Source organism: Pantoea allii, from assembly GCF_002307475.1.
GTDB classification, from domain to species: domain Bacteria; phylum Pseudomonadota; class Gammaproteobacteria; order Enterobacterales; family Enterobacteriaceae; genus Pantoea; species Pantoea allii.
The window spans coordinates 15,653-36,142 of the sequence record NZ_NTMH01000037.1 but is presented as its reverse complement, the minus strand read 5'-3'; the positions used below and the strand labels follow the sequence as shown (position 1 = coordinate 36,142).

Sequence of the window (20,490 nt, the reverse complement as noted above, 5' to 3'; positions counted from 1 at the left end):
TGGGCATTTATAAGGGGGTGAGTAAAATTGCAAAAGCTAAAACTACATGGCTTCAATAACCTGACCAAAAGCCTGAGTTTTTGTATCTACGATATTTGCTATGCAAATACTGAAGCTGAACGTGATGGTTATATTGCTTACATTGACGAGCAATACAATGCCAATCGCCTGACAGAAATTCTGACCGAAACCTGTTCGATCATTGGCGCGAATGTTCTCAATATCGCGCGTCAGGATTATGAGCCACAGGGTGCCAGCGTAACCATTCTCGTGAGTGAAGAGCCCATCGATCCCAAAGATATTGATACCTCTGAGCATCCGGGGCCGCTGCCAAATTCTGTGGTCGCGCATCTGGATAAAAGCCATATTTGTGTCCATACCTACCCAGAGAGCCACCCTGAAGGCGGCCTTTGCACCTTCCGTGCTGACATTGAAGTGTCGACCTGTGGCGTGATTTCCCCCCTTAAGGCACTCAATTATCTGATTCACCAGTTGGAGTCAGATATCGTCACTGTGGATTATCGCGTACGGGGTTTTACACGTGACGTGAACGGCGTGAAACATTTTATCGACCATGAGATTAATTCTATTCAGAACTTTATGTCTGAGGACATGAAGGGCATGTACGACATGGTTGATGTTAACGTTTACCAGGAAAATATCTTTCACACCAAGATGTTATTAAAAGAGTTCGATTTAAAACACTATCTTTTCAATACCCGTCCTGAAGATCTTACGCCTCAGGAACACAAGCGTATTACCGACCTGCTGTGGAAAGAAATGCGCGAGATTTACTACGGAAGAAATATTCCGTCAGTGGGATTAAAAACGTACTAATCAACATACCGCTGCAACGGCCCCGTGATTGGGGGCCATTTTCTCCCCTCTTGCCTGACCGTAACGCCTCCTGCCATTCGACTCAAACACGACTTATTTCTCGCCGAAAACCAGGTTAGCGCTGTTGTGACGGATTTTTCGTCATTTCACTGCCTTCATCGGGCTATCTGCTGCGGTGTGTACCGCTTCCTGTTCGCAGAACCTGTCTTATCTTTTCCTCTGTTTTATCGCGGTGAACCCTGCCACTCTCCGGCATCGCTTACCTTTTCCAGCGATAACGAATGAATTAATACAAACAGACAGGACTAAACACCAAATCTCATCGTTATCTCCGCCAGGAAACATTAATTTATTTAACCTTAAAAACTATCATGCCAATCGTTAAACTGAAGCCTTACGCATGTGCTTCGATCCCAGCCCCGCCTGAAATTCCTTGAACCTCGTCACAGTAAGGACGCGAAAAACATAAGCTTAATTTGTCATTAAAACTAAGCAACATCAGTAGGATTGCAAAAATTATGATAAAAAACCTTAACTATCATTAAGATAAAAAAAATCCTTTTAAAAACTAAAATAAAACATAAAAATCGCTTAATGATCACAACACCCTGTGCTATACATTAGAAAATTTTACGATTTGCAGGTACTTGTTGGTGAGGAGAGTGATATGAGTCACGAATGTTCCGTCCTAAACATAAATGAACTTAACGTTTATGTGGAGTTAACAAAATGCAGCGTTCCTACGCGTAACAGGACCATCCTGATCAATGGTGCGCTGGCAACGTCTTCTTCATTTCGCAACTGGAAACGGTTCCTGGCAGACAAATCCGATGTGATTACCTTCGATTTACCGTTTTCCGGCAAATCGAAGCCTTTCAACGAGCAGGACTGTAATATCGTCACGCTGGATGATGAAGTGGCCATCATCCGGGAAATTATTTCAATCTATAAGCCGAACATTATCGCTTCCGCCTCATGGGGCGGCGCATCCACGCTGAAGCTGTTACATAACGGCGAAGAGGGCCTGGAACACGCCATTATTGCGTCTTACTCTTTCGAATTTAACGATCGTATGCGCACCTACGTTAAGCAGGCAAACCTGTACTCGAAAGAGAAAAAGTTTGTCGATCTTGCCCATTTGATGAATGAGGAAGTGGGTGCGTATTTGCCGAATAAAATGAAATTCTGCAACTTCAGGCACCTGACCACGCTGGATGAGATTGAGTACCGGCAGGGGCGTTTCCACCTGGAGCAAATCTCTAACATTCGCAATCATGACTACAAGCGCATTATCGATAATTCGGCATGTCAGTTTCACTTCATCAATGGCGATCTGGATATTCATACTCCACAGAAAAACATTGAAGAGATATGCGGGGAATCAGATAAAACACGCTTTTATCAAATCAGAGATGCGGGACACTTTTTAGACCTGGAAGGAAAGGTCAGCCGGGAGCGAACCGCCGCCGCCTTTAATACCATTTTTAGTCAAATTGGTGTCTGAAATGAAAGTGATTATTGGCGCTCTGGGCTCGGCAGGTGATGTTTTTCCCTGTATTGAAGTGGGTTCGATCCTGAAAGAGAAACATCACGATGTTTACCTGCTCGCTAACGACTATTTCAGGTCAGAAGCGGTGTCTCGCGGACTTTCCTTTGTTGCCGTCGGCGATAAAGAAACCTACGTGAACGCAGTACAGGATCGATCCTTATGGGAAAAAAAGCATTCTCTAAAACGGATTTCGTACTATATGGCGGAACAGCAGGAAGCCATGTTCGATGCCATGAGCGCCCTTGTCGACGATGACTGCATCATCATTCATTCTTTATGGTGCTTTGCGGCGAAAGCCGTAAGCGATAAATATCAGATAAAGAAATACGCAATCAGCCTGACCAATTCAAATTTAAAATTGCAGCCCGGACGACTCATCAACTCGCTGGAAAAAAGCTTTAAGGTAAATTTGAACTGGAAGCTGGCCTTATTTCAACGAGCGCTGGTTTCACCCACGCTTCAGGACACGATAGATAAATTACGCCGCGACAATAACCTGCCCGCTTGTCGTAATATTTATGCCGATTGGGTAAGCAGCGAACAGCATACAATCGTGTTATATGAATCCTGGTTCTATCAAAAAAAGGCGCGCGACGGATTTTATGCGGGCTTTCTGCTTAACAAAAGTCGCGCATCCTCGGATGACGATCGCATTACTGCTTTTATCGACTCGCGCACGGTGGTCTTTTTTACCAGTTGGGCGCTGGCGGAGAAAAAATCGGTTGCCCCGATATTGCAGGATTTAAAGGATGAGGGACTGAAGTGCGTTCTTGTTACGCCAACGGCAAAAGCGTTATCGGTAAAAGATGACGTTATGACCGTGCCTCAGTTGAATATTGCGCTGGCAGAAACGTGCTTATTTGCCATTCATCATGGCGGTATTGGTACGACCGCGCAGTTACTCAAAAATGGCGTGCCCCAACTCATCTATCCTCGCGCGTTCGATCAGTTTGAAAATGCCCGTGCCCTGGAGCGGTTGGCCTGTGGACTGAAAGGAAAAGGGATCGGGGAGATCAGAAAAATGGCGGCGCTTTCACGTCAAAAGAAACACAATTGCGACTTTTATGCCGCGCAACTTGATCAACAAAACAATAAAGGCCAGGAACTGGAACGCTTTCTGACCCGTTAAACTATCTGGCTAATGCCGCCAACTTGCCAGACATCCGCTACGATGTCTGGCAAGCGGGAATCAGACCTGAAAGGCCGCCGTTAACACCCGCAGGCTTCTGGCCTGTTCTGTCAAAGACTGTGAGGCAGAAGCCGACTGCTCGACCAGTGCAGCATTACTTTGCGTGACGCTGTCCATCTGGGTGACCGCTACGCTGACCTGGGAAACGCCTTGCATCTGCTCTACCGATGCCAGCGCCAGGCCATCCATATATTGCGCCAGCGACGCGACCTCACTTGCGGCTTTCAGAATACTGTGTGCGGTATTATCCGCAGCCTTAACGCCTTTCTCTACACCATTGACCGCTTCTTCAATCAGGTTACCGATTTCACGTGAGGATGACGCGCTGCGTTGTGCCAGCGTGCGCACTTCGGTAGCCACGACGGCAAAACCGCGACCATGCTCGCCTGCCCTTGCTGCTTCAACGGCCGCATTCAGCGCCAGAATATTGGTCTGAAACGCAATGCTCTGAATCACCGCGGTAATCTCTTTGACTTTCGCGGCGCTGACCGAAATGCTGTGCATTGTCTGACTCATTTCATTGACCGCTTTCTCACTGGCGCGGGTCAGCGATTCTGTCTCACGAGCCGAAGAGGCCGTGGATTCAGCCACAGAGGTGTTATTACGAACGGTGGCGGTGATTTGCTCCATACTTGCTGCTGTCTGTTGTAATGCCGCCGCCTGCTCTTCGGTGCGGGAAGACAGCTCGGTATTTCCCTGGGCGATTTCGCTGGCCGCAAGCTCAACCGACGCGGCGGAGTCTTTGATCTGGGAAACCAGCGTACGCAGGTGATTTTGCATATTTGCCAGCGCCGCCAGCAGCTTGCCGGTTTCATCGTTGCGATCAACGGTGATAACGGAGGTCAGGTCACCTCGGGCAATCGTATCGGCTGTATTCACCGCCAGCGTCAGAGGGCGGGAAATGCTGCGTGAAATAAGCAAGCCCAGAATCAATGAAATGCCCGCCGAAAGAATTAACCCGCCAATCAAGGTCATTCTTGTCTTTGTGCGCTCATTCATCAATTCATCTTCACGTGATTGCAGCAGGGATTTTTCGGTGACAATCATTGACGCAATCACCGTGCGCATCGCATCCATTTGGATTTTTCCTTCACCGCTGGCAAAGATGTCGAAAAAGCTCTGCTGACTCATGCTGCCTTGATTAAGGCGTTCACGCGCATCAATCACCTTTTGCGCATACGTCTCCAGCCAGTTTCGTTGCCTGCTTTCCAAATCCGCTAAGCGCTTCTGCTGTTCAGGATTATCCTGAACCAGTTGATGAATACTCTCGATATATTGGCTGAAGGCCTGTTTCCCTTCATTAAACGGCGCCAGCATCGGTGTTTTCCCACTGAGCGAAAAACCGCGCACACCGGTTTCCATATTAAGCAGATTTTCGGTCGTTTTGTTCAATCCCTCAACGACTTGATAAGTATGAATATTGAGCTTACTGGCCTGCGTCACCCGACCAAAACCGGCATAAAACAGGCTGCAAACAACAATCATGACGAGCGTAATGGTGCCAAACGCAATATAGAGTCGTGTTCTGATAGATGTATTGCTGAGCATAATTTCTCCGCGAGTGGAAAAAAACAATTAAATTCCATTAATTAACTGAGACTAATGGCAAAACACATTAATAAAGCAGACGTATAAATTTAATGAAAAGCCTGCCCACTCAACCGGAGGCAGAGTGACGCTAACAGACGCGCATTAATGTTCAGTTGATTATTAACGCTGTTTCGGAAATTGCCACTGCGTTACAAATTTAATTTTCAACAACAGTAAAAATCACAAGAAAACTTATCTATTCGGGCTGTAGGGCAGTAAATAAATAAGCAGGCAAACAAAATAAAAAAACCATACAATCAAAAAGATAAAATCGAAACGATAATGAAAATCTTTTCGGATCAGGTCTTGCCGGGAATCGTCGAATTTAATTTGGCTTAAAGGAAGCGCATTATTAATCAATTTTTTGTTACAACCTGACAGTGGCGCATCAGCACACCAGACATATTTTTATAAACCGTTATTTTTAATAAAACACAGCATTGTGTAAGGCATTTAATATTGTCTGTCACCCTGACGTTAATACAAATAAGCCCTACCTTCTGCTCTCTAAAACCGATTTTAGCCTGCACATCGACTGTAAAGTCGCCGAGGTGCAGGTTGATACTCACTGTCTGCGATACAACTCCTCAATATAGTGGAGTGCTTCGCAAAGGGTGTTGTCGGTGCCAAATCCGCCCGCCTTGGTAATGACCGGCAAATCATCAATGTCACTGTTAACAAAGGTGCCGCAAGGAATACAGGGGGCAACCTCGCTCTGAATACGATAACCTTCTGCACCCAGGGCGTTAGCCACGGCAATAGCGATATCGCCGCCGGTGAGGAAAAGGCCGCCTGTGCGGGCACGGTCAAGGATAGCTAAGGTGATTTCGCCGATACGTCGGCTCAGCGTTTCACCTAACACTTCCCGGCTCATATCGTATTGCGCGGTCAGCGCGTCTATCTGGTTGCGATCGTCAACGTTACTGCTGGTCTGCAAAACACAATGCCTGTTCTGCATCAGTATCTGGCAGGCCTGCGTCACAATGTCATGACTCTCGTCTTCAGGTGCCAGAAGCGTTTTTACATCAATCCTGACAACCTCAACACGTCCCTGACGCTGTGCCTGCTCCACCTGACGTCGGGTCATTTCACTCATCGACCCCGCCACCACCAGCACCGGCAAGCTTTGATGCATATTCATGTAACTTTCCGCCGGAAGCGCATTTGCCAGTCCCGCCGCCCCCACTAACAGGGGACGTTTTTTCAGCGCTAAGGCCGCCTGGGCAATCAGATTCAGATCGTTATCACTTTCGGCATCCATGACCACTATGCTGTATTCCTGCCGGGCCACACGTTCAAGCAGAACGTTCAGGTTGCCGCTTCGTACCTCATCCAGCGATATTTCATTCACCGGCAGGCAGGTCTGTAAGCTGATAAGCGTACGAATGCGCGATGAGATAATCGGCGTGCGCGGATCGCTGGCAAACTCCGTCTCCAGTAACGGACGCTGGTGCACCAGACATTCGCCATTGCGCGTTGTCCGGCCTGCCGAAGGTATCGCAGCGGCAACTATCGCCAGCGTAGCACCACTTGCCGCCATGACCGCTGCAATCTCTGCCCCCGGATTCCCCCGAAAGGTTGAGTCGATTTTTTTATAGATCAGCACGTCATTTTGCGCCTCATCCTGCCTGGCAGAAAGCGCCTGGGTAACGGCCATCGTCGCCTGCTCAGCGCTGAGCGCACGACTATCTGTATTGATGACGAGTACGTCAGTCCGGCGCGACGGTTTCTGTTGTGGCGTCAGCATCACTTCCGTGCGCGCCCCTTTTTTTGCCAGTTGGACGCCCGTGTCGTTTGCGCCAGTAAAATCGTCGGCGATGACGATCATTTTCATAATGGTTTCTCCGTGGAAGACAGTGATCGTTGCTGATTACCCTTGGCCACCCATGAGGTCAGCATGGGCGTTAAAATTGCGGTAACAATGACAGAGGTGGCGACCAGCGGCGTCGCTGTGGCGACCACATGTGCCAAAGCGGGATCGGCCTGGGCGATGGCGATGGGCGTGGCAACAGCATTGCCAGCCGTGCTCGACGCCGCTGCGCCGGCAATGCCGCTGCCACCTAACAAACGATCAATCTTAATATTAAAGAAACCGCCGACGAGCGTGGTTAACCCACCCAGTAAAATGCCTGCCAGGCCACCTTTGAGCAACATGGCAAAATCAATACTGGCACCTAAAGCAAAGGCAAAGAAAGGAATTAACAGCGGGCCGCCCTTAGACAGGAAATCACGCATTTGCGGGTCGAGATTACCGAGCAACATGCCCAGCAGCATAGGGATGATCACCACCACCACCGACATCACCGGTATGTTTGCCATGCCTGCCGCGCCCAGGGCAATCATGGTTAATATCGGACCGTCATTAAGGGCGATCACGGGCGTCGCCCCGACTTCATTGTCGCGACCAAACTCACCCGCCAGCGCGGCATAAAGGCCGCCATTGCTGTTGCTCATCGCCGCAATAACAGCGACCGAGGTCAGTCCCCACAACCCATCAGCACCAAAACACTTATCGACAGCAAAGCCCATCGCCACAGCGACAAGAAACTTACTTGCCGTGACACCGACACCTGTCAGCAGGGCTTTTGGCGCAGCGTTGAGAGAGATTCCTGCGCCCATGCAAAACAAAAATGCGCCGATCAGGGCGGGCGCACCGTCTTTAAAAAGGGCACTGGTAAACCCCCCCACCTGTAAGGCTTCTGGGGCCAGTGTGTTAACCATCGCCCCCAGGACCAGGGGCACAACCATCATACCGCCGGGGATTTTCTCAATGGTTGCTTTAATATCCATATCATCACCAGAATGATTAATTATAATCATAATGATGATATTAAATCATTTAATGAAAAGATGTGGCGTGAGTCGCAGAATAAAATGCAGTTATTTGAGCATAATCAATCAATATAGCAGGAGGAGCGCGGGTAACAAGATGGACTCAGCGATCATGTGTTTTGCATAAACCGTCGCCAGGCGGCAATGACCGCCAGAAAATCTTCCATACCGCAAAAGCACAGGCTTTCCTCGTCGTAGTAATTCATGCCCTCTTCCATTTCATCACCTTCAAAATTCAACGTATTCGCACGGACGATGACCTCTTCGTCGTCCATCCAGAGCGTATATTCACGCCCGGTACGCTGCCACTGGCGCTGGCTGCCTTTAAGCTTCAGGGCTTCTGCTTCCACCTCATCAAGCACGCTGGCGTCATGCTCAACTTCTTCATTGAACCAGTGGCCCAGTGCTTCATGCCCCATCGACATCCGGACTTTTACCTTGCCCGTAACGTCCCGTAGAAATTCATACTCCATGATCTTATCTCTTTGTCAGTAACTCGCGCTGTTATACCGCTATTTTGATTGCTGTGCACCTGCTTAGCGCACACATCCTGATTCCTGATAATCGTCTTGTGAGACATAAAAAAAAGAGGAACGCCAGGGCGTCCCTCTTCGATGGATCAATAAATGTCAGCTATCAGACGGCAGTCTGGAAAATCACGCCATCTGCTTTGTCAGTGTACTGGCTCAACTGGTCAAAGTTGAGATAGCGATAGGTATCACTGGCTGTTTTATCCACCTGCGCCATAAACTGCTGATACTCGTCCGGCGTGGGTAGCTTACCTAACAGCGATGAGACCGCAGCCAGCTCGGCAGACGCCAGGTAGACGTTTGCTCCTGTTCCCAGACGGTTCGGGAAGTTACGGGTTGAGGTCGATACCACCGTTGCGCCATCGGCGACGCGTGCCTGGTTACCCATGCACAGTGAACAGCCGGGGATCTCGATACGCGCGCCACTCTTACCGAATACGCTGTAGTAGCCTTCTTCCGTCAGCTGTGCCGCATCCATTTTGGTCGGTGGAGCGACCCACAGACGGGTTGGCAGCTGGCCTTTATGGCTGTCCAGCAACTTACCTGCCGCACGGAAGTGACCAATGTTGGTCATGCACGAACCGATAAAGACTTCATCAATCTTTTCGCCCTGAACTTCAGACAGCAGACGCGCGTCATCAGGATCGTTTGGCGCACACAGAATCGGCTCTTTGATCTCAGCCAGATCGATGTCAATCACCGCAGCATATTCTGCATCGGCGTCGGCTTCGAGCAGCTGTGGATCGGCCAGCCATTTTTCCATGCCGTCAATACGACGCTCAAGCGTACGACGATCGCCGTAGCCTTCTGAGATCATCCATTTCAGCAGAACAATGTTGGACGTCAGATACTCTTTGATCGGCGCCTGATCCAGCTTGATAGTACAGCCTGCAGCGGAGCGCTCAGCAGAGGCATCCGTCAGTTCAAATGCCTGCTCGACTTTGAGATCCGGCAGACCTTCGATTTCAAGGATGCGGCCGGAGAAGATGTTTTTCTTACCTTTCTTCTCAACGGTCAACAGGCCCTGCTTGATGGCATACAGCGGAATGGCATGAACCAAATCGCGCAGCGTAATGCCTGGCTCCATTTTACCTTTGAAGCGGACCAGCACAGATTCAGGCATATCCAGTGGCATAACGCCGGTAGCCGCCGCGAAGGCAACCAGGCCAGAACCTGCCGGGAACGAAATACCGATAGGGAAGCGCGTGTGGGAATCCCCACCGGTGCCCACGGTATCTGGCAGCAGCATGCGGTTTAACCAGGAGTGAATAACGCCATCACCCGGACGCAGTGAAACACCGCCACGGTTCATGATGAAGTCTGGCAGCGTATGGTGAGTGCTTACATCCACAGGCTTAGGATAAGCCGCTGTGTGACAGAAGGACTGCATCACCAGGTCAGCAGAGAAGCCCAGGCACGCCAGGTCTTTCAGCTCATCGCGCGTCATTGGTCCGGTGGTATCCTGAGAACCCACCGACGTCATTTTAGGTTCGCAATAGGCACCCGGACGCACGCCATCCACGCCACAGGCACGGCCAACCATTTTCTGCGCCAGTGAGTAGCCACGTGAGCTTTCCGCGACGTCTTTCGCTACACGGAACACATCGCTGACAGGCAGGCCAAGCGATTCACGCGCTTTGCTGGTCAGGCCACGACCGATGATCAGTGGAATACGGCCGCCGGCACGCACTTCATCAATCAGAACGTCTGTTTTCAGTTCAAAGCTTGCCAGCAGATCGCCGGTTTCATGATGACGGACTTCGCCTTTAAACGGATAGATATCAATGACATCACCCATATTCAGGTCGTTAACGTCCACTTCAATTGGCAGCGCGCCGGCGTCTTCCATCGTGTTGAAGAAGATAGGGGCAATTTTGCCGCCTAAGACAACACCACCGCCTTTTTTGTTAGGCACGTTAGGGATGTCATCACCCATAAACCACAGCACCGAGTTGGTGGCAGATTTACGTGATGAACCCGTACCCACAACGTCACCTACATAAGCCAGAGGAAAACCTTTGGCCTGCAGCGCTTCGATCTGTTTAATCGGTCCGATATTACCCGCTTCATCCGGCTCAATACCTTCACGGGCATTTTTTAGCATCGCCAGGGCATGAAGAGGGATATCCGGACGTGACCAGGCATCAGGTGCCGGAGACAGGTCGTCGGTATTGGTTTCGCCAGTGACTTTGAAAACCGTAACGGTGATTTTTTCTGCCAGCTCAGGACGTGACAGATACCATTCGGCATTAGCCCAGGACTGCATCACCTGCTTCGCATGGGCATTGCCCGCTTTCGCTTTTTCTTCAACGTCGTAAAAGCTGTCAAACATCAGTAACGTATGAGAAAGCGCTTTTGCTGCAATCGGTGCCAGTCTGGCATCATCCAGTGCTTCAATCAGAGGATGGATGTTATAGCCGCCCTGCATGGTACCGAGCAGTTCGATGGCTTTTTCAGGAGATACCAGAGGAGAGGTTGTTTCGCCTTTGGCGACAGCAGCCAGGAAACCTGCTTTAACATACGCCGCTTCATCGACGCCGGGTGGTACGCGGTTGACCAACAAATCGGTCAAAAATTCTTCTTCACCCGCAGGTGGATTTTTTAGCAGTTCAACCAGCGCGGCCATCTGGGAAGCATCTAATGGCTTAGGTACAATCCCCAGGGCAGCACGCTCGGCAACGTGCTTACGGTATTCTTCTAGCACGACGTTCTCCTCGCTCTCATTGTATGGGTTTCCGGTGCACCCTGATGACAACGCATTCCATGAGTAGGGTAAGGTGCCCGGTTCCGCGTGGGGCAGCATAGCAGGATTTAGCCGCCTTGTTAATCTGTTTACAAAAAAGCAACATTAGTGTTTTCTTCAGCAGAATGAGCTGCCTAATGCGGTGTAAACGAAAAAAAGCAGGGCGTAAAGCCCTGCCTGTTAACAATGGAATGCCGCGCCCGGATTAGCGATCGATCATGCCAAATTCAGCGCTGGCATAGCGCGCTCCACTAACGTTTTCCGGCGCAAACAACCCATCCAGATAATCACTATCGGTGCCTTTCACGACGACTGCCGCAGCCGCGCAGTTTTCTTCAAGATGGTGGACCTTACTCGCTCCCGGAATCGGCACGATATCCTCGCCCTTGCCTAAAACCCACGCCAGCGCCAGCTGCGCCGCAGAAATACCATAACCCCGTGCGACCTCTGTCAATTGATCAACTAACTTTTGGTTATGTTCCTGTGCCTGCTGTTGAAAGCGCGGCAAACTGCGGCGGAAATCACTTTGGTCAAGATCCGCCACGGGTGCCAGCTTGCCGGTCAGGAAACCCCGTCCTAGTGGACTGTAAGGTACAAAACCCACATTCAGTTCACGACAGGTGGCAAGAATGCCCTGCTCGGGATCGCGAGTCCAAAGTGAGTACTCGCTTTGTAAAGCCGATATGGGATGTACCGCACAGGCACGGCGAAGCGTTGCTGCGGACACCTCTGACAGTCCGAGGTAACGCACTTTACCTTCTTGAATCAAATCCGCCATGGTGCCCACAACATCCTCAATCGGCACGGCAGGATCAAAACGATGTTGATAAAGCAGATCAATATGATCGGTGCCCAGACGCGTTAACGATCCCTCGACGGCTTCGCGAATATGCTGCGGCTGGCTGTTCACGCCGGTCATGTTCTCCCAGCCCTGACCTGCACCGGTAATATTGAAACCAAATTTCGTCGCAATCGTCACGCTATCACGGCGGCCTTTAATGGCTTTGGCAATCAGCGCTTCGTTGGTAAAGGGACCATAGATTTCGGCGGTATCCAGAAAGTTGACGCCCAGTTCAAACGCGCGGGACAACGTATTCAATGCCTGCTGCTCATCGGTGTTGCCGTAGGCAAAGGTCATTCCCATACAGCCCAGTCCGAGCGCCGATACCCGTAAACCCTGATTGCCTAATTGACGTTGTTGCATGACATCTTCCTCATTATTGTTGCGGTGTTATTGTTATAATCCTCAACAATCACAACAACAATTGCGCTATTTTTGCCGATTCAGTGAGGAAAACTCATCAATGACACTCTCGCGGGCAACCCTGCAGGAACTGGAAATGTTCAGCGCCATCGCGCACCACCGTAGCTTTCGTAAGGCTGCACAGGCGCGTAACGTTACGCCGTCGGCGCTGAGCCACGCCATGCGCCATTTTGAGCAACGACTCGGCGTAAGGCTGCTTAACCGCACCACACGCAGTGTCTCACTGACCGAAGCGGGCGAATATTTTCTGCAGCGTATTCAGCCCGCGCTGGTCGATCTGTCGCAGGCGGTAGATGAACTTAATGACTGGCGTGCCCGTCCGCATGGCACGCTAAAGCTCAATATGCCGCGTTCTGCAGAAGCGCTGTTTTTTGATAGCTTGATTCTGCCGTTTATCCAGCAGTACCCGGACATCACACTGGAAATTGACAGTAACGATGCGCTGGTCGATATCCTGGAAGCGGGTTTTGATGCAGGTATTCGCTACGGCGATGTGCTGGCACAGGACATGATCGCCCTGCCCTTTGGTCCGGCAATGCGCACCCTGGTGGTCGCAAGCCCGGCGTTTATCGAACGTCATGGTACACCGCAAACACCGGATGAACTGCTTCAGTTTCCCTGTATCGAACGGCGTTTTCCCAGTGGCCGACGCTATCGCTGGGAATTCTGGAATGCAGGAAAAAAACAGGAGATCGCCGTGCGTGGCCCATTGGTACTGGACAACAACACGCGGATTTTGCAGGCCACTGTCGCGGGCGCAGGCATCGCATTTCTGCAACAGGCAGCCGTGAATCCCAGCCTGCAACGTGGCGAACTCGTTGAGCTATTAAGTGACTTTACAGGCAATGCGGAAGGATTCTGGCTTTACTATCCCGGCAGGCGCTATGTCTCAGCACCTTTACGTCATTTTATTGACTGGCTACGTTTTAATAATAACGAAGTGAGTAATTAACCCAATTTCATGACAAGGTGATAACAGTGACGAGATTATTTTAAACCACTCACCAGGAAATTAATGTTAAGAATCACGTCAGGCATAATCAATTAAACATAGCGACTTTCATTAATCATTAAAGTAGAAAATAATAACCATAAATTAGTTAAAAGCACAGAGACAATAAAATAATCAATGCGTAGACTGCGGTTGGGCGCCTGAGGCTTTTTGCTTTGGGTGAGAACCTGAGGTGGAAAGAGGAAGGAACCGCTCACATTCACTATTCAACGAATGCAAGCGGGGGAACCACCCTAACACCTCAACACTGTCAGGGTAGTCCCTCACTCGATAAAAATCAAGAGAGGTGCCACCATGAAGTCGAAATACGGTTTACTTGTTATTAGCGGGTTAATTCTTTTAGGTTTGAGCTTATCGAACCGAAGTTCATTATGTGAACTTCGCCTCAGAATAATGAGCGCTGAACTTTCGGCTGTCTTGAATTACGAAACCAGGCAGTAAAAACTTCGTTAATGGCGGGGGTAACTCCGCCATTTTTGCCAGTGTGAATGTGTTAGCGCAGGCGCCCTTTCCTTTATTCGTTTACTTATCCGAATTAAAAGAAACCATAAAAAAACGGCCCCATAAGGGGCCGCTATTTCTGTCCTGAGACTTATTTCTTTTTCGCTTTCGCGTTAGGCAAATCAGTGATGCTGCCTTCAAAGATCTCAGCCGCCAGTCCTACTGACTCATGCAGGGTTGGGTGGGCATGAATGGTCAGTGCGATATCTTCTGCATCACAGCCCATTTCAATAGCCAGACCAATTTCACCCAGCAGCTCACCGCCGTTGGTGCCGACAATGGCACCACCGATAACGCGGTGGGTTTCTTTGTCGAAAATCAGTTTGGTGATGCCGTCTGCACAGTCAGAAGCAATCGCACGGCCTGATGCCGCCCACGGGAACGTAGCGGTTTCATAGCTGATGCCTTTCTCTTTCGCTTCTTTCTCGGTCAGACCGACCCAGGCAACTTCTGGCTCAGTATAGGCAATGGATGGGATCACTTTCGGATCGAAGTAGTGCTTCAGACCTGAAATGACTTCTGCAGCCACGTGGCCTTCATGCACGCCTTTGTGCGCCAGCATCGGCTGACCGACGATATCGCCGATCGCGTAGATGTGCGGCACGTTGGTACGCATTTGCTTGTCAACGCGGATAAAGCCACGGTCGTCGACTTCAACGCCAGCTTTGTCAGCGTCCATGCCTTTACCGTTTGGCACACGACCAATCGCCACCAGAACGGCATCATAACGCTGGGCTTCGCCTGGCGCTTTTTTGCCTTCCATTGAAACGTAGATACCGTCGTCTTTAGCTTCAACGGCGGTGACCTTGGTTTCCAGCATCAGGTTAAATTTCTTGCTGATACGCTTGGTGAAGACTTTAACCACGTCTTTATCCGCAGCCGGGATAACCTGGTCAAACATTTCAACCACGTCGATCTCTGAACCCAGCGCATGGTAAACGGTGGCCATTTCCAGACCGATAATGCCGCCGCCCATGACCAGAAGACGCTTAGGCACTTCTTTCAGCTCCAGCGCATCGGTAGAATCCCACACGCGTGGATCTTCATGAGGAATGAATGGCAGTTCGATTGGACGTGAACCTGCAGCGATGATGGCGTTATCGAAGTTAATCGTGGTTGCCCCACCTTCACCTTCGACGACCAGTGTATTCGCACCGGTAAATTTACCCAGGCCGTTAACCACAGTAACTTTACGACCTTTGGCCATGCCTGACAGGCCGCCAGTCAGCTGGTTAATGACTTTCTCTTTCCAGCTGCGGATTTTGTTGATATCCGTTTGCGGCTGACCAAACACAATGCCGTGTTCTTCCAGCGCTTTCGCTTCTTCAATCACTTTAGCAACGTGCAGCAGCGCTTTAGACGGGATACAGCCTACGTTCAGACAGACACCGCCGAGGGTGCTGTAGCGCTCAACCAGTACGGTTTCCAGACCTAAGTCAGCGCAACGAAAGGCTGCAGAGTAACCTGCAGGACCTGCCCCAAGTACCACGACCTGAGTTTTAATCTCTGTACTCATCATGACCTCTTATTGGATTTCCGGCGGGTCAGACGCTGAGCCTATCCCATTAGGCTAGTTAACTGGCCATATTGCGTATGCTGCTGCAAACCCACGGCTATCGGGTTTGCGCGGCAGTGACTCAATCTGACTACGCCAATTATGCCTAATGGAATAGGCTCATAATGTCCTTATTCCACCGGGACATGTTCACCGCAAGAGTTTACAGAATTGTTAATAAACTGCCAACCGCGGTGCCCTGAATGTTACAAAAAGGCCGGCATTTGCCGGCCTTTTGCGCGTTTTACATAACCAGACGACGAATATCTGACAGCATATTGCCAACAATGGTAATGAAACGTGCCCCATCTGCACCGTCAATAACCCGGTGATCGAAGGACAGAGAGATTGGCATCATCAGACGCGGTGCAAACTCTTTACCGTTCCATACTGGCTCCATCGCTGACTTCGACACGCCAAGGATGGCCACTTCTGGCGCGTTAACGATCGGCGCAAAGTGGGTGGTTCCCAGGCCGCCAAGGCTGGAGATGGTGAAACAGCCGCCCTGCATATCGCCAGCGGTCAGTTTGCCATCGCGCGCCTTTTTAGAGATCGCCATCAGCTCACGAGACAGCTCAGTGATGCCCTTTTTGTTCACGTCTTTAAACACCGGAACAACCAGGCCATTTGGCGTATCAACTGCCACACCGATGTTGATGTACTTTTTCAACGTCAGCTTCTGCGCATCTTCAGACAGTGAACTGTTGAAGCGTGGCATCTGCTCAAGCGCCGCAGCGACCGCTTTCATGATGAAGACAACAGGTGTGTATTTCACATCCAGTTTACGCTTCTCAGCTTCGGCGTTCTGCTGTTTACGGAAGGCTTCCAGCTCGGTGATATCGGTTTTATCGAAGTGCGTAACGTGCGGGATCATCACCCAGTTACGGCTCAGGTTCGCACCCGAGATTTTCTGGATACGGCCCAGTTCTACTTCTTCGATTTCACCAAACTTGCTGAAGTCAACCTTCGGCCATGGCAGCATGCCGGGCAGGCCACCACCGCTGGCAGCAGCTGGCGCGGCTTCTGCACGTTTCACCGCATCTTTCACGTAAGCCTGAACGTCTTCTTTCAGGATACGGCCCTTACGGCCCGTGCCTTTCACCTTCGCCAGATTCACGCCGAATTCACGTGCCAGACGACGAATGACCGGCGTGGCATGTACATAGGCATCGTTCTCGGCAAACTCACCTTTGCTGTCTGCTTTCGCAGCAGCAGGAGCCGCAGGCTTAGATTCCGCCGCCGCCGCTGGCGCAGGTGCTGCCTCTTTTTTGGCAGCCGGTGCAGCGGCTGGCGCTGCGCCTTCCACTTCAAACACCATAATCAGCGAGCCGGTGCTGACTTTATCGCCAGTAGCGACTTTCAGCGCTTTGACCGTACCGGCGAAAGGTGCAGGAACTTCCATCGATGCTTTATCGCCTTCCACCACAATCAGTGACTGCTCAGCCTCGACTTTATCGCCCACCTTCACCAGCACGTCGGTGACTTCGACTTCATCGCCACCGATATCCGGTACATTGACGTCTTTTGCGCCAGCCGCTGCTGCTGGCGCAGCCGCCGCGTCTTCTTTTACTTCTGGCTTAGCATCAGCAGCAGGCGCAGCGCCTTCTGCTTCAAATACCATGATGTGAGAACCGGTATTCACTTTATCGCCGGTGGTAATAATGATCTCTTTCACCACGCCCGCGAACGGCGCCGGAACTTCCATCGATGCTTTGTCGCCTTCAACCACAATCAGCGATTGCTCAGCTTCTACCTTGTCGCCCACTTTTACCAGGATCTCGGTGACTTCAACTTCGTCGCCGCCGATATCCGGTACGTTAACGTCTTTGCTGGCGCTGGCAGGTGCAGCGGCTGGCGCTGCGTCTGCTTTTTTCTCCTGCGCTGGCGCGGGTGCGGCTTCTGCAGCATCGTCTGCGTCAAACATCATGATCAGCGAGCCGGTTTCTACTTTGTCGCCGGTCGCGATTTTGATCTCTTTCACCACACCGGCCTGCGGCGAGGGAACTTCCATCGAGGCTTTATCGCCTTCCACGGTGATCAGCGACTGCTCGGCTTCCACCTTGTCGCCAACCTTGACCAGAATTTCGGTGACTTCAACTTCGTCTGACCCGATATCTGGTACCTTGATTTCAATAGCCATTACTCTGTTACCTCTTAAGCCAGACGCGGGTTAACTTTATCGGCATCGATCTTGAACTTCACGATCGCATCCGCCACGACTTTCTTATCGATTTCGCCACGTTTAGCCAGTTCACCCAGCGCGGCAACCACAACGTAAGATGCATCCACTTCAAAGTGGTGACGCAGATTTTCACGGCTGTCAGAGCGGCCAAAACCATCCGTACCCAGCACGCGGTAATCGCTTGACGGCACATAGCTGCGAACCTGCTCAGCAAACAGCTTCATGTAGTCGGTTGACGCCACGGCAGGTGCTTCGTTCATCACCTGAGCGATGTAAGGCACGCGAGGTGCTTCCGTTGGATGCAGCATGTTCCAGCGCTCACAATCCTGACCATCGCGGGCCAGTTCGGTGAACGAGGTAACGCTGTAAACGTCTGAACCGATGCCGTAATCGCTCGCCAGGATCTGGGCGGCTTCACGTACATGGCGCAGAATAGAGCCTGAGCCCAACAGCTGAACTTTACCTTTGCTACCGTCCACGGTTTCCAGCTTATAGATACCTTTACGGATACCTTCCTCGGCACCTTTCGGCATCGCTGGCATGTGGTAGTTTTCGTTCAGCGTGGTGATGTAGTAATAGATATTTTCCTGCGCTTCGCCGTACATACGGACCAGGCCATCATGCATGATGACGGCTACTTCGTAGGCATATGACGGATCGTAGGAGATACAGTTTGGAATCGTCAGAGACTGAATATGGCTGTGACCATCTTCATGCTGCAAACCTTCACCGTTCAATGTGGTACGGCCTGATGTACCGCCGACCAGGAAGCCGCGTGCCTGTTGGTCGCCCGCCAGCCACATCAGATCGCCAATACGCTGGAAGCCGAACATCGAATAATAGATGTAGAACGGAATCATCGGCAGGTTGTTGGTGCTGTAAGAGGTCGCCGCCGCCAGCCAGGATGAACCTGCGCCCAGCTCGTTGATCCCTTCCTGCAAAATCTGACCTTTCTCGTCTTCTTTATAGTAAGCCACCTGCTCGCGGTCCTGCGGCGTGTACTGCTGACCGTTCGGGCTGTAGATACCAATCTGACGGAACAGACCTTCCATACCGAAAGTACGTGCTTCATCAGCAAGAATCGGTACCAGGCGATCTTTGATCGACTTGTTCTTCAGCATCACATTCAGGGCACGCACAAATGCGATAGTGGTCGAGATCTCTTTATTCTGCTCTTCAAGCAGCGCACCGAACTCTTCCAGCGCTGGCATTTCCAGCTTTTCAGTGAACTTCGGCTGACGTGATGGCAGGTAACCGCCTAACTTCTCACGCTGGCCGTGCAGGTAGTTGTACTCTTCAGAGCCTTTATCGAAGGTGATGTAAGGCAGAGATTCGATCTTGTCGTCTTCTACCGGCACGTTGAAGCGATCGCGGATATAGCGAACGCCATCCATGTTCATCTTCTTGACCTGGTGCGCGATGTTTTTACCTTCGGCCGTGTCGCCCATACCATAACCTTTAATGGTATGTGCCAGAATCAGCACCGGCTTGCCCTTGGTGTCTTGCGCTTTTTTCAGGGCCGCATAGATTTTCTTCGGATCGTGACCGCCGCGGTTCAGTGACCAGATCTCATCGTCTGACCAGTCTTTCACCAGGGCTGCGGTTTCCGGATATTTGCCGAAGAAGTGCTCACGCACATAAGCGCCGTCGCGGGATTTAAAGGTCTGGTAGTCGCCATCAACGGTTTCGTTCATCAGCTGGATCAGCTTACCGCTGGTGTCATTGCGCAGCAGTTCATCCCAACGACCGCCCCAGATAACCTTGATCACTTCCCAGCCAGCACCGGCAAAAATGCCTTCCAGCTCATTGATGATCTTGCCGTTACCGGTTACCGGTCCATCCAGGCGCTGCAGGTTACAGTTGATGATGAAGACCAGGTTATCCAGTTTTTCACGGGTGGCGATGGTAATCGCACCTTTCGATTCTGGCTCATCCATCTCGCCGTCGCCCAGGAAGGCATAAACGGTTTGGCCCGACGTCTCTTTCAGGCCACGGTGTTCCAGATATTTCAGGAATTTAGCCTGATAAATTGCATTCAGTGGACCCAGGCCCATTGAGACGGTCGGGAACTGCCAGAATTCCGGCATCAGTTTTGGATGCGGATAAGAAGACAGACCTTTACCGTCAACTTCCTGACGGAAGTTATCCATCTGCTCTTCAGTCAGACGACCTTCAAGGAAGGCACGTGAGTAAATGCCTGGCGAAATGTGGCCCTGGAAGTAAACCAGATCACCGCCATCTTTTTCGCTGCGCGCCCGGAAGAAGTGGTTAAAGCACACTTCATAAATGGTGGCGGAAGACTGGAAGGAGGAGAGGTGACCACCCAGTTCCAAATCTTTTTTCGATGCACGCAGCACTGACACGATGGCGTTCCAGCGGATGGCGGAACGGATACGACGTTCAAGTGAGGTGTTGCCCGGATAGTCCGGTTCATCTTCAACGGCAATAGAGTTGATGTAGTTACTGATTGCGGCAGCACCGCCAGCAACTTTCACACCGCCTTTGCGGGCTGCACTCAGTACCTGATCAATCAGATACTGTGCACGTTCAACACCTTCTTCACGGATGACCGATTCGATCGCCTGTAGCCAGTCACGAGTTTCAATCGGATCCACGTCATTGTGTAAACGTTCTGACATGGGGGGTATTCCTTATCTGTGTCTAATACGTTGAAAAATCGGGAGCCTGTTAACGTCAGGGAGACAG

At 50.9% G+C, this 20,490-nt stretch carries 13 protein-coding genes; 4 read left to right on the top strand and 9 right to left on the bottom strand.

Translation table 11 applies throughout. The features are described from left to right. The first annotated feature begins 27 nt into the window (after positions 1 to 27). The 3 genes from speD (at position 28) to CMR03_RS16625 (ending at position 3,515) form a co-directional block, all read left to right on the top strand. Positions 28 to 837, top strand: coding sequence for an adenosylmethionine decarboxylase (gene speD, locus CMR03_RS16635; protein WP_013024649.1), 810 nt, complete (start codon positions 28 to 30; stop codon positions 835 to 837). 667 nt (positions 838 to 1,504) lie between these two features. Then, the gene (locus tag CMR03_RS16630) at positions 1,505 to 2,341 is read left to right on the top strand and encodes an alpha/beta fold hydrolase (protein ID WP_063878438.1); all 837 of its coding nucleotides are present in this window, start codon (positions 1,505 to 1,507) and stop codon (positions 2,339 to 2,341) included. A 1-nt stretch (position 2,342) separates the two neighbouring features. Then, complete coding sequence (locus tag CMR03_RS16625; protein WP_096012084.1) at positions 2,343 to 3,515, top strand: nucleotide disphospho-sugar-binding domain-containing protein; 1,173 nt, start codon at positions 2,343 to 2,345, stop codon at positions 3,513 to 3,515. Positions 3,516 to 3,575: 60 nt separating this feature from the next. Here the strand turns inward: CMR03_RS16625 and CMR03_RS16620 are convergent, their stop codons facing one another. From CMR03_RS16620 to CMR03_RS16590, 6 genes are all read right to left on the bottom strand, one after another. Beyond that, on the bottom strand, positions 3,576 to 5,123 hold the full coding sequence (locus CMR03_RS16620) for a methyl-accepting chemotaxis protein (RefSeq protein ID WP_096012083.1): 1,548 nt from the start codon (positions 5,121 to 5,123) through the stop codon (positions 3,576 to 3,578). A 607-nt stretch (positions 5,124 to 5,730) separates the two neighbouring features. Then, positions 5,731 to 6,999 (bottom strand): D-threonate kinase, encoded by a 1,269-nt coding sequence (dtnK, locus tag CMR03_RS16610; RefSeq protein ID WP_167385756.1) that lies wholly within the window; start codon positions 6,997 to 6,999, stop codon positions 5,731 to 5,733. Further along, positions 6,996 to 7,955 carry a 2-keto-3-deoxygluconate permease gene (locus CMR03_RS16605; protein ID WP_128604203.1) on the bottom strand — a complete coding sequence of 320 codons (960 nt, stop codon included), beginning with the start codon at positions 7,953 to 7,955 and terminating at the stop codon, positions 6,996 to 6,998. Before CMR03_RS16605 ends, dtnK begins: the two co-directional genes overlap by 4 nt. Positions 7,956 to 8,107: 152 nt before the next feature. Then, positions 8,108 to 8,470, bottom strand: coding sequence for a protein YacL (gene yacL / locus CMR03_RS16600; protein ID WP_063878433.1), 363 nt, complete (start codon positions 8,468 to 8,470; stop codon positions 8,108 to 8,110). A 163-nt stretch (positions 8,471 to 8,633) separates the two neighbouring features. Beyond that, positions 8,634 to 11,231 (bottom strand): bifunctional aconitate hydratase 2/2-methylisocitrate dehydratase, encoded by a 2,598-nt coding sequence (acnB, locus tag CMR03_RS16595; RefSeq protein WP_096012079.1) that lies wholly within the window; start codon positions 11,229 to 11,231, stop codon positions 8,634 to 8,636. 244 nt (positions 11,232 to 11,475) lie between these two features. Then, positions 11,476 to 12,474 (bottom strand): aldo/keto reductase, encoded by a 999-nt coding sequence (locus tag CMR03_RS16590; protein WP_096012078.1) that lies wholly within the window; start codon positions 12,472 to 12,474, stop codon positions 11,476 to 11,478. A gap of 100 nt (positions 12,475 to 12,574) precedes the next feature. Between CMR03_RS16590 and CMR03_RS16585 the strand changes: the two genes are divergently transcribed. After that, a complete protein-coding gene (locus CMR03_RS16585) occupies positions 12,575 to 13,486 on the top strand; it encodes a LysR family transcriptional regulator (RefSeq protein WP_096012077.1) in 912 nt (303 codons plus the stop codon). Positions 13,487 to 14,138: 652 nt separating this feature from the next. Here the strand turns inward: CMR03_RS16585 and lpdA are convergent. From lpdA to aceE, 3 genes are all read right to left on the bottom strand, one after another. After that, positions 14,139 to 15,563 carry a dihydrolipoyl dehydrogenase gene (gene lpdA, locus CMR03_RS16580; RefSeq protein WP_063878429.1) on the bottom strand — a complete coding sequence of 475 codons (1,425 nt, stop codon included), beginning with the start codon at positions 15,561 to 15,563 and terminating at the stop codon, positions 14,139 to 14,141. 283 nt (positions 15,564 to 15,846) lie between these two features. After that, the gene (gene aceF, locus CMR03_RS16575) at positions 15,847 to 17,742 is read right to left on the bottom strand and encodes a pyruvate dehydrogenase complex dihydrolipoyllysine-residue acetyltransferase (protein ID WP_096012076.1); all 1,896 of its coding nucleotides are present in this window, start codon (positions 17,740 to 17,742) and stop codon (positions 15,847 to 15,849) included. A gap of 14 nt (positions 17,743 to 17,756) precedes the next feature. Beyond that, positions 17,757 to 20,423, bottom strand: a complete 2,667-nt coding sequence (aceE, locus tag CMR03_RS16570) for a pyruvate dehydrogenase (acetyl-transferring), homodimeric type (RefSeq protein ID WP_096012075.1) — start codon at positions 20,421 to 20,423, stop codon at positions 17,757 to 17,759. Between the last annotated feature and the right edge of the window lie 67 nt (positions 20,424 to 20,490).

Excerpts from the sequence above, each read along its gene's own strand:
- lpdA (WP_063878429.1), bottom strand. The coding sequence starts at position 15,563 with ATGAGTACAGAGATTAAAACTCAGGTCGTGGTACTTGGGGCAGGTCCT.
- aceE (WP_096012075.1), bottom strand. The coding sequence starts at position 20,423 with ATGTCAGAACGTTTACACAATGACGTGGATCCGATTGAAACTCGTGAC.
- CMR03_RS16590 (WP_096012078.1), bottom strand. The coding sequence starts at position 12,474 with ATGCAACAACGTCAATTAGGCAATCAGGGTTTACGGGTATCGGCGCTC.
- yacL (WP_063878433.1), bottom strand. The coding sequence starts at position 8,470 with ATGGAGTATGAATTTCTACGGGACGTTACGGGCAAGGTAAAAGTCCGG.
- CMR03_RS16630 (WP_063878438.1), top strand. The coding sequence starts at position 1,505 with ATGAGTCACGAATGTTCCGTCCTAAACATAAATGAACTTAACGTTTAT.
- CMR03_RS16620 (WP_096012083.1), bottom strand. The coding sequence starts at position 5,123 with ATGCTCAGCAATACATCTATCAGAACACGACTCTATATTGCGTTTGGC.
- CMR03_RS16605 (WP_128604203.1), bottom strand. The coding sequence starts at position 7,955 with ATGGATATTAAAGCAACCATTGAGAAAATCCCCGGCGGTATGATGGTT.
- dtnK (WP_167385756.1), bottom strand. The coding sequence starts at position 6,999 with ATGAAAATGATCGTCATCGCCGACGATTTTACTGGCGCAAACGACACG.
- aceF (WP_096012076.1), bottom strand. The coding sequence starts at position 17,742 with ATGGCTATTGAAATCAAGGTACCAGATATCGGGTCAGACGAAGTTGAA.
- CMR03_RS16625 (WP_096012084.1), top strand. The coding sequence starts at position 2,343 with ATGAAAGTGATTATTGGCGCTCTGGGCTCGGCAGGTGATGTTTTTCCC.
- CMR03_RS16585 (WP_096012077.1), top strand. The coding sequence starts at position 12,575 with ATGACACTCTCGCGGGCAACCCTGCAGGAACTGGAAATGTTCAGCGCC.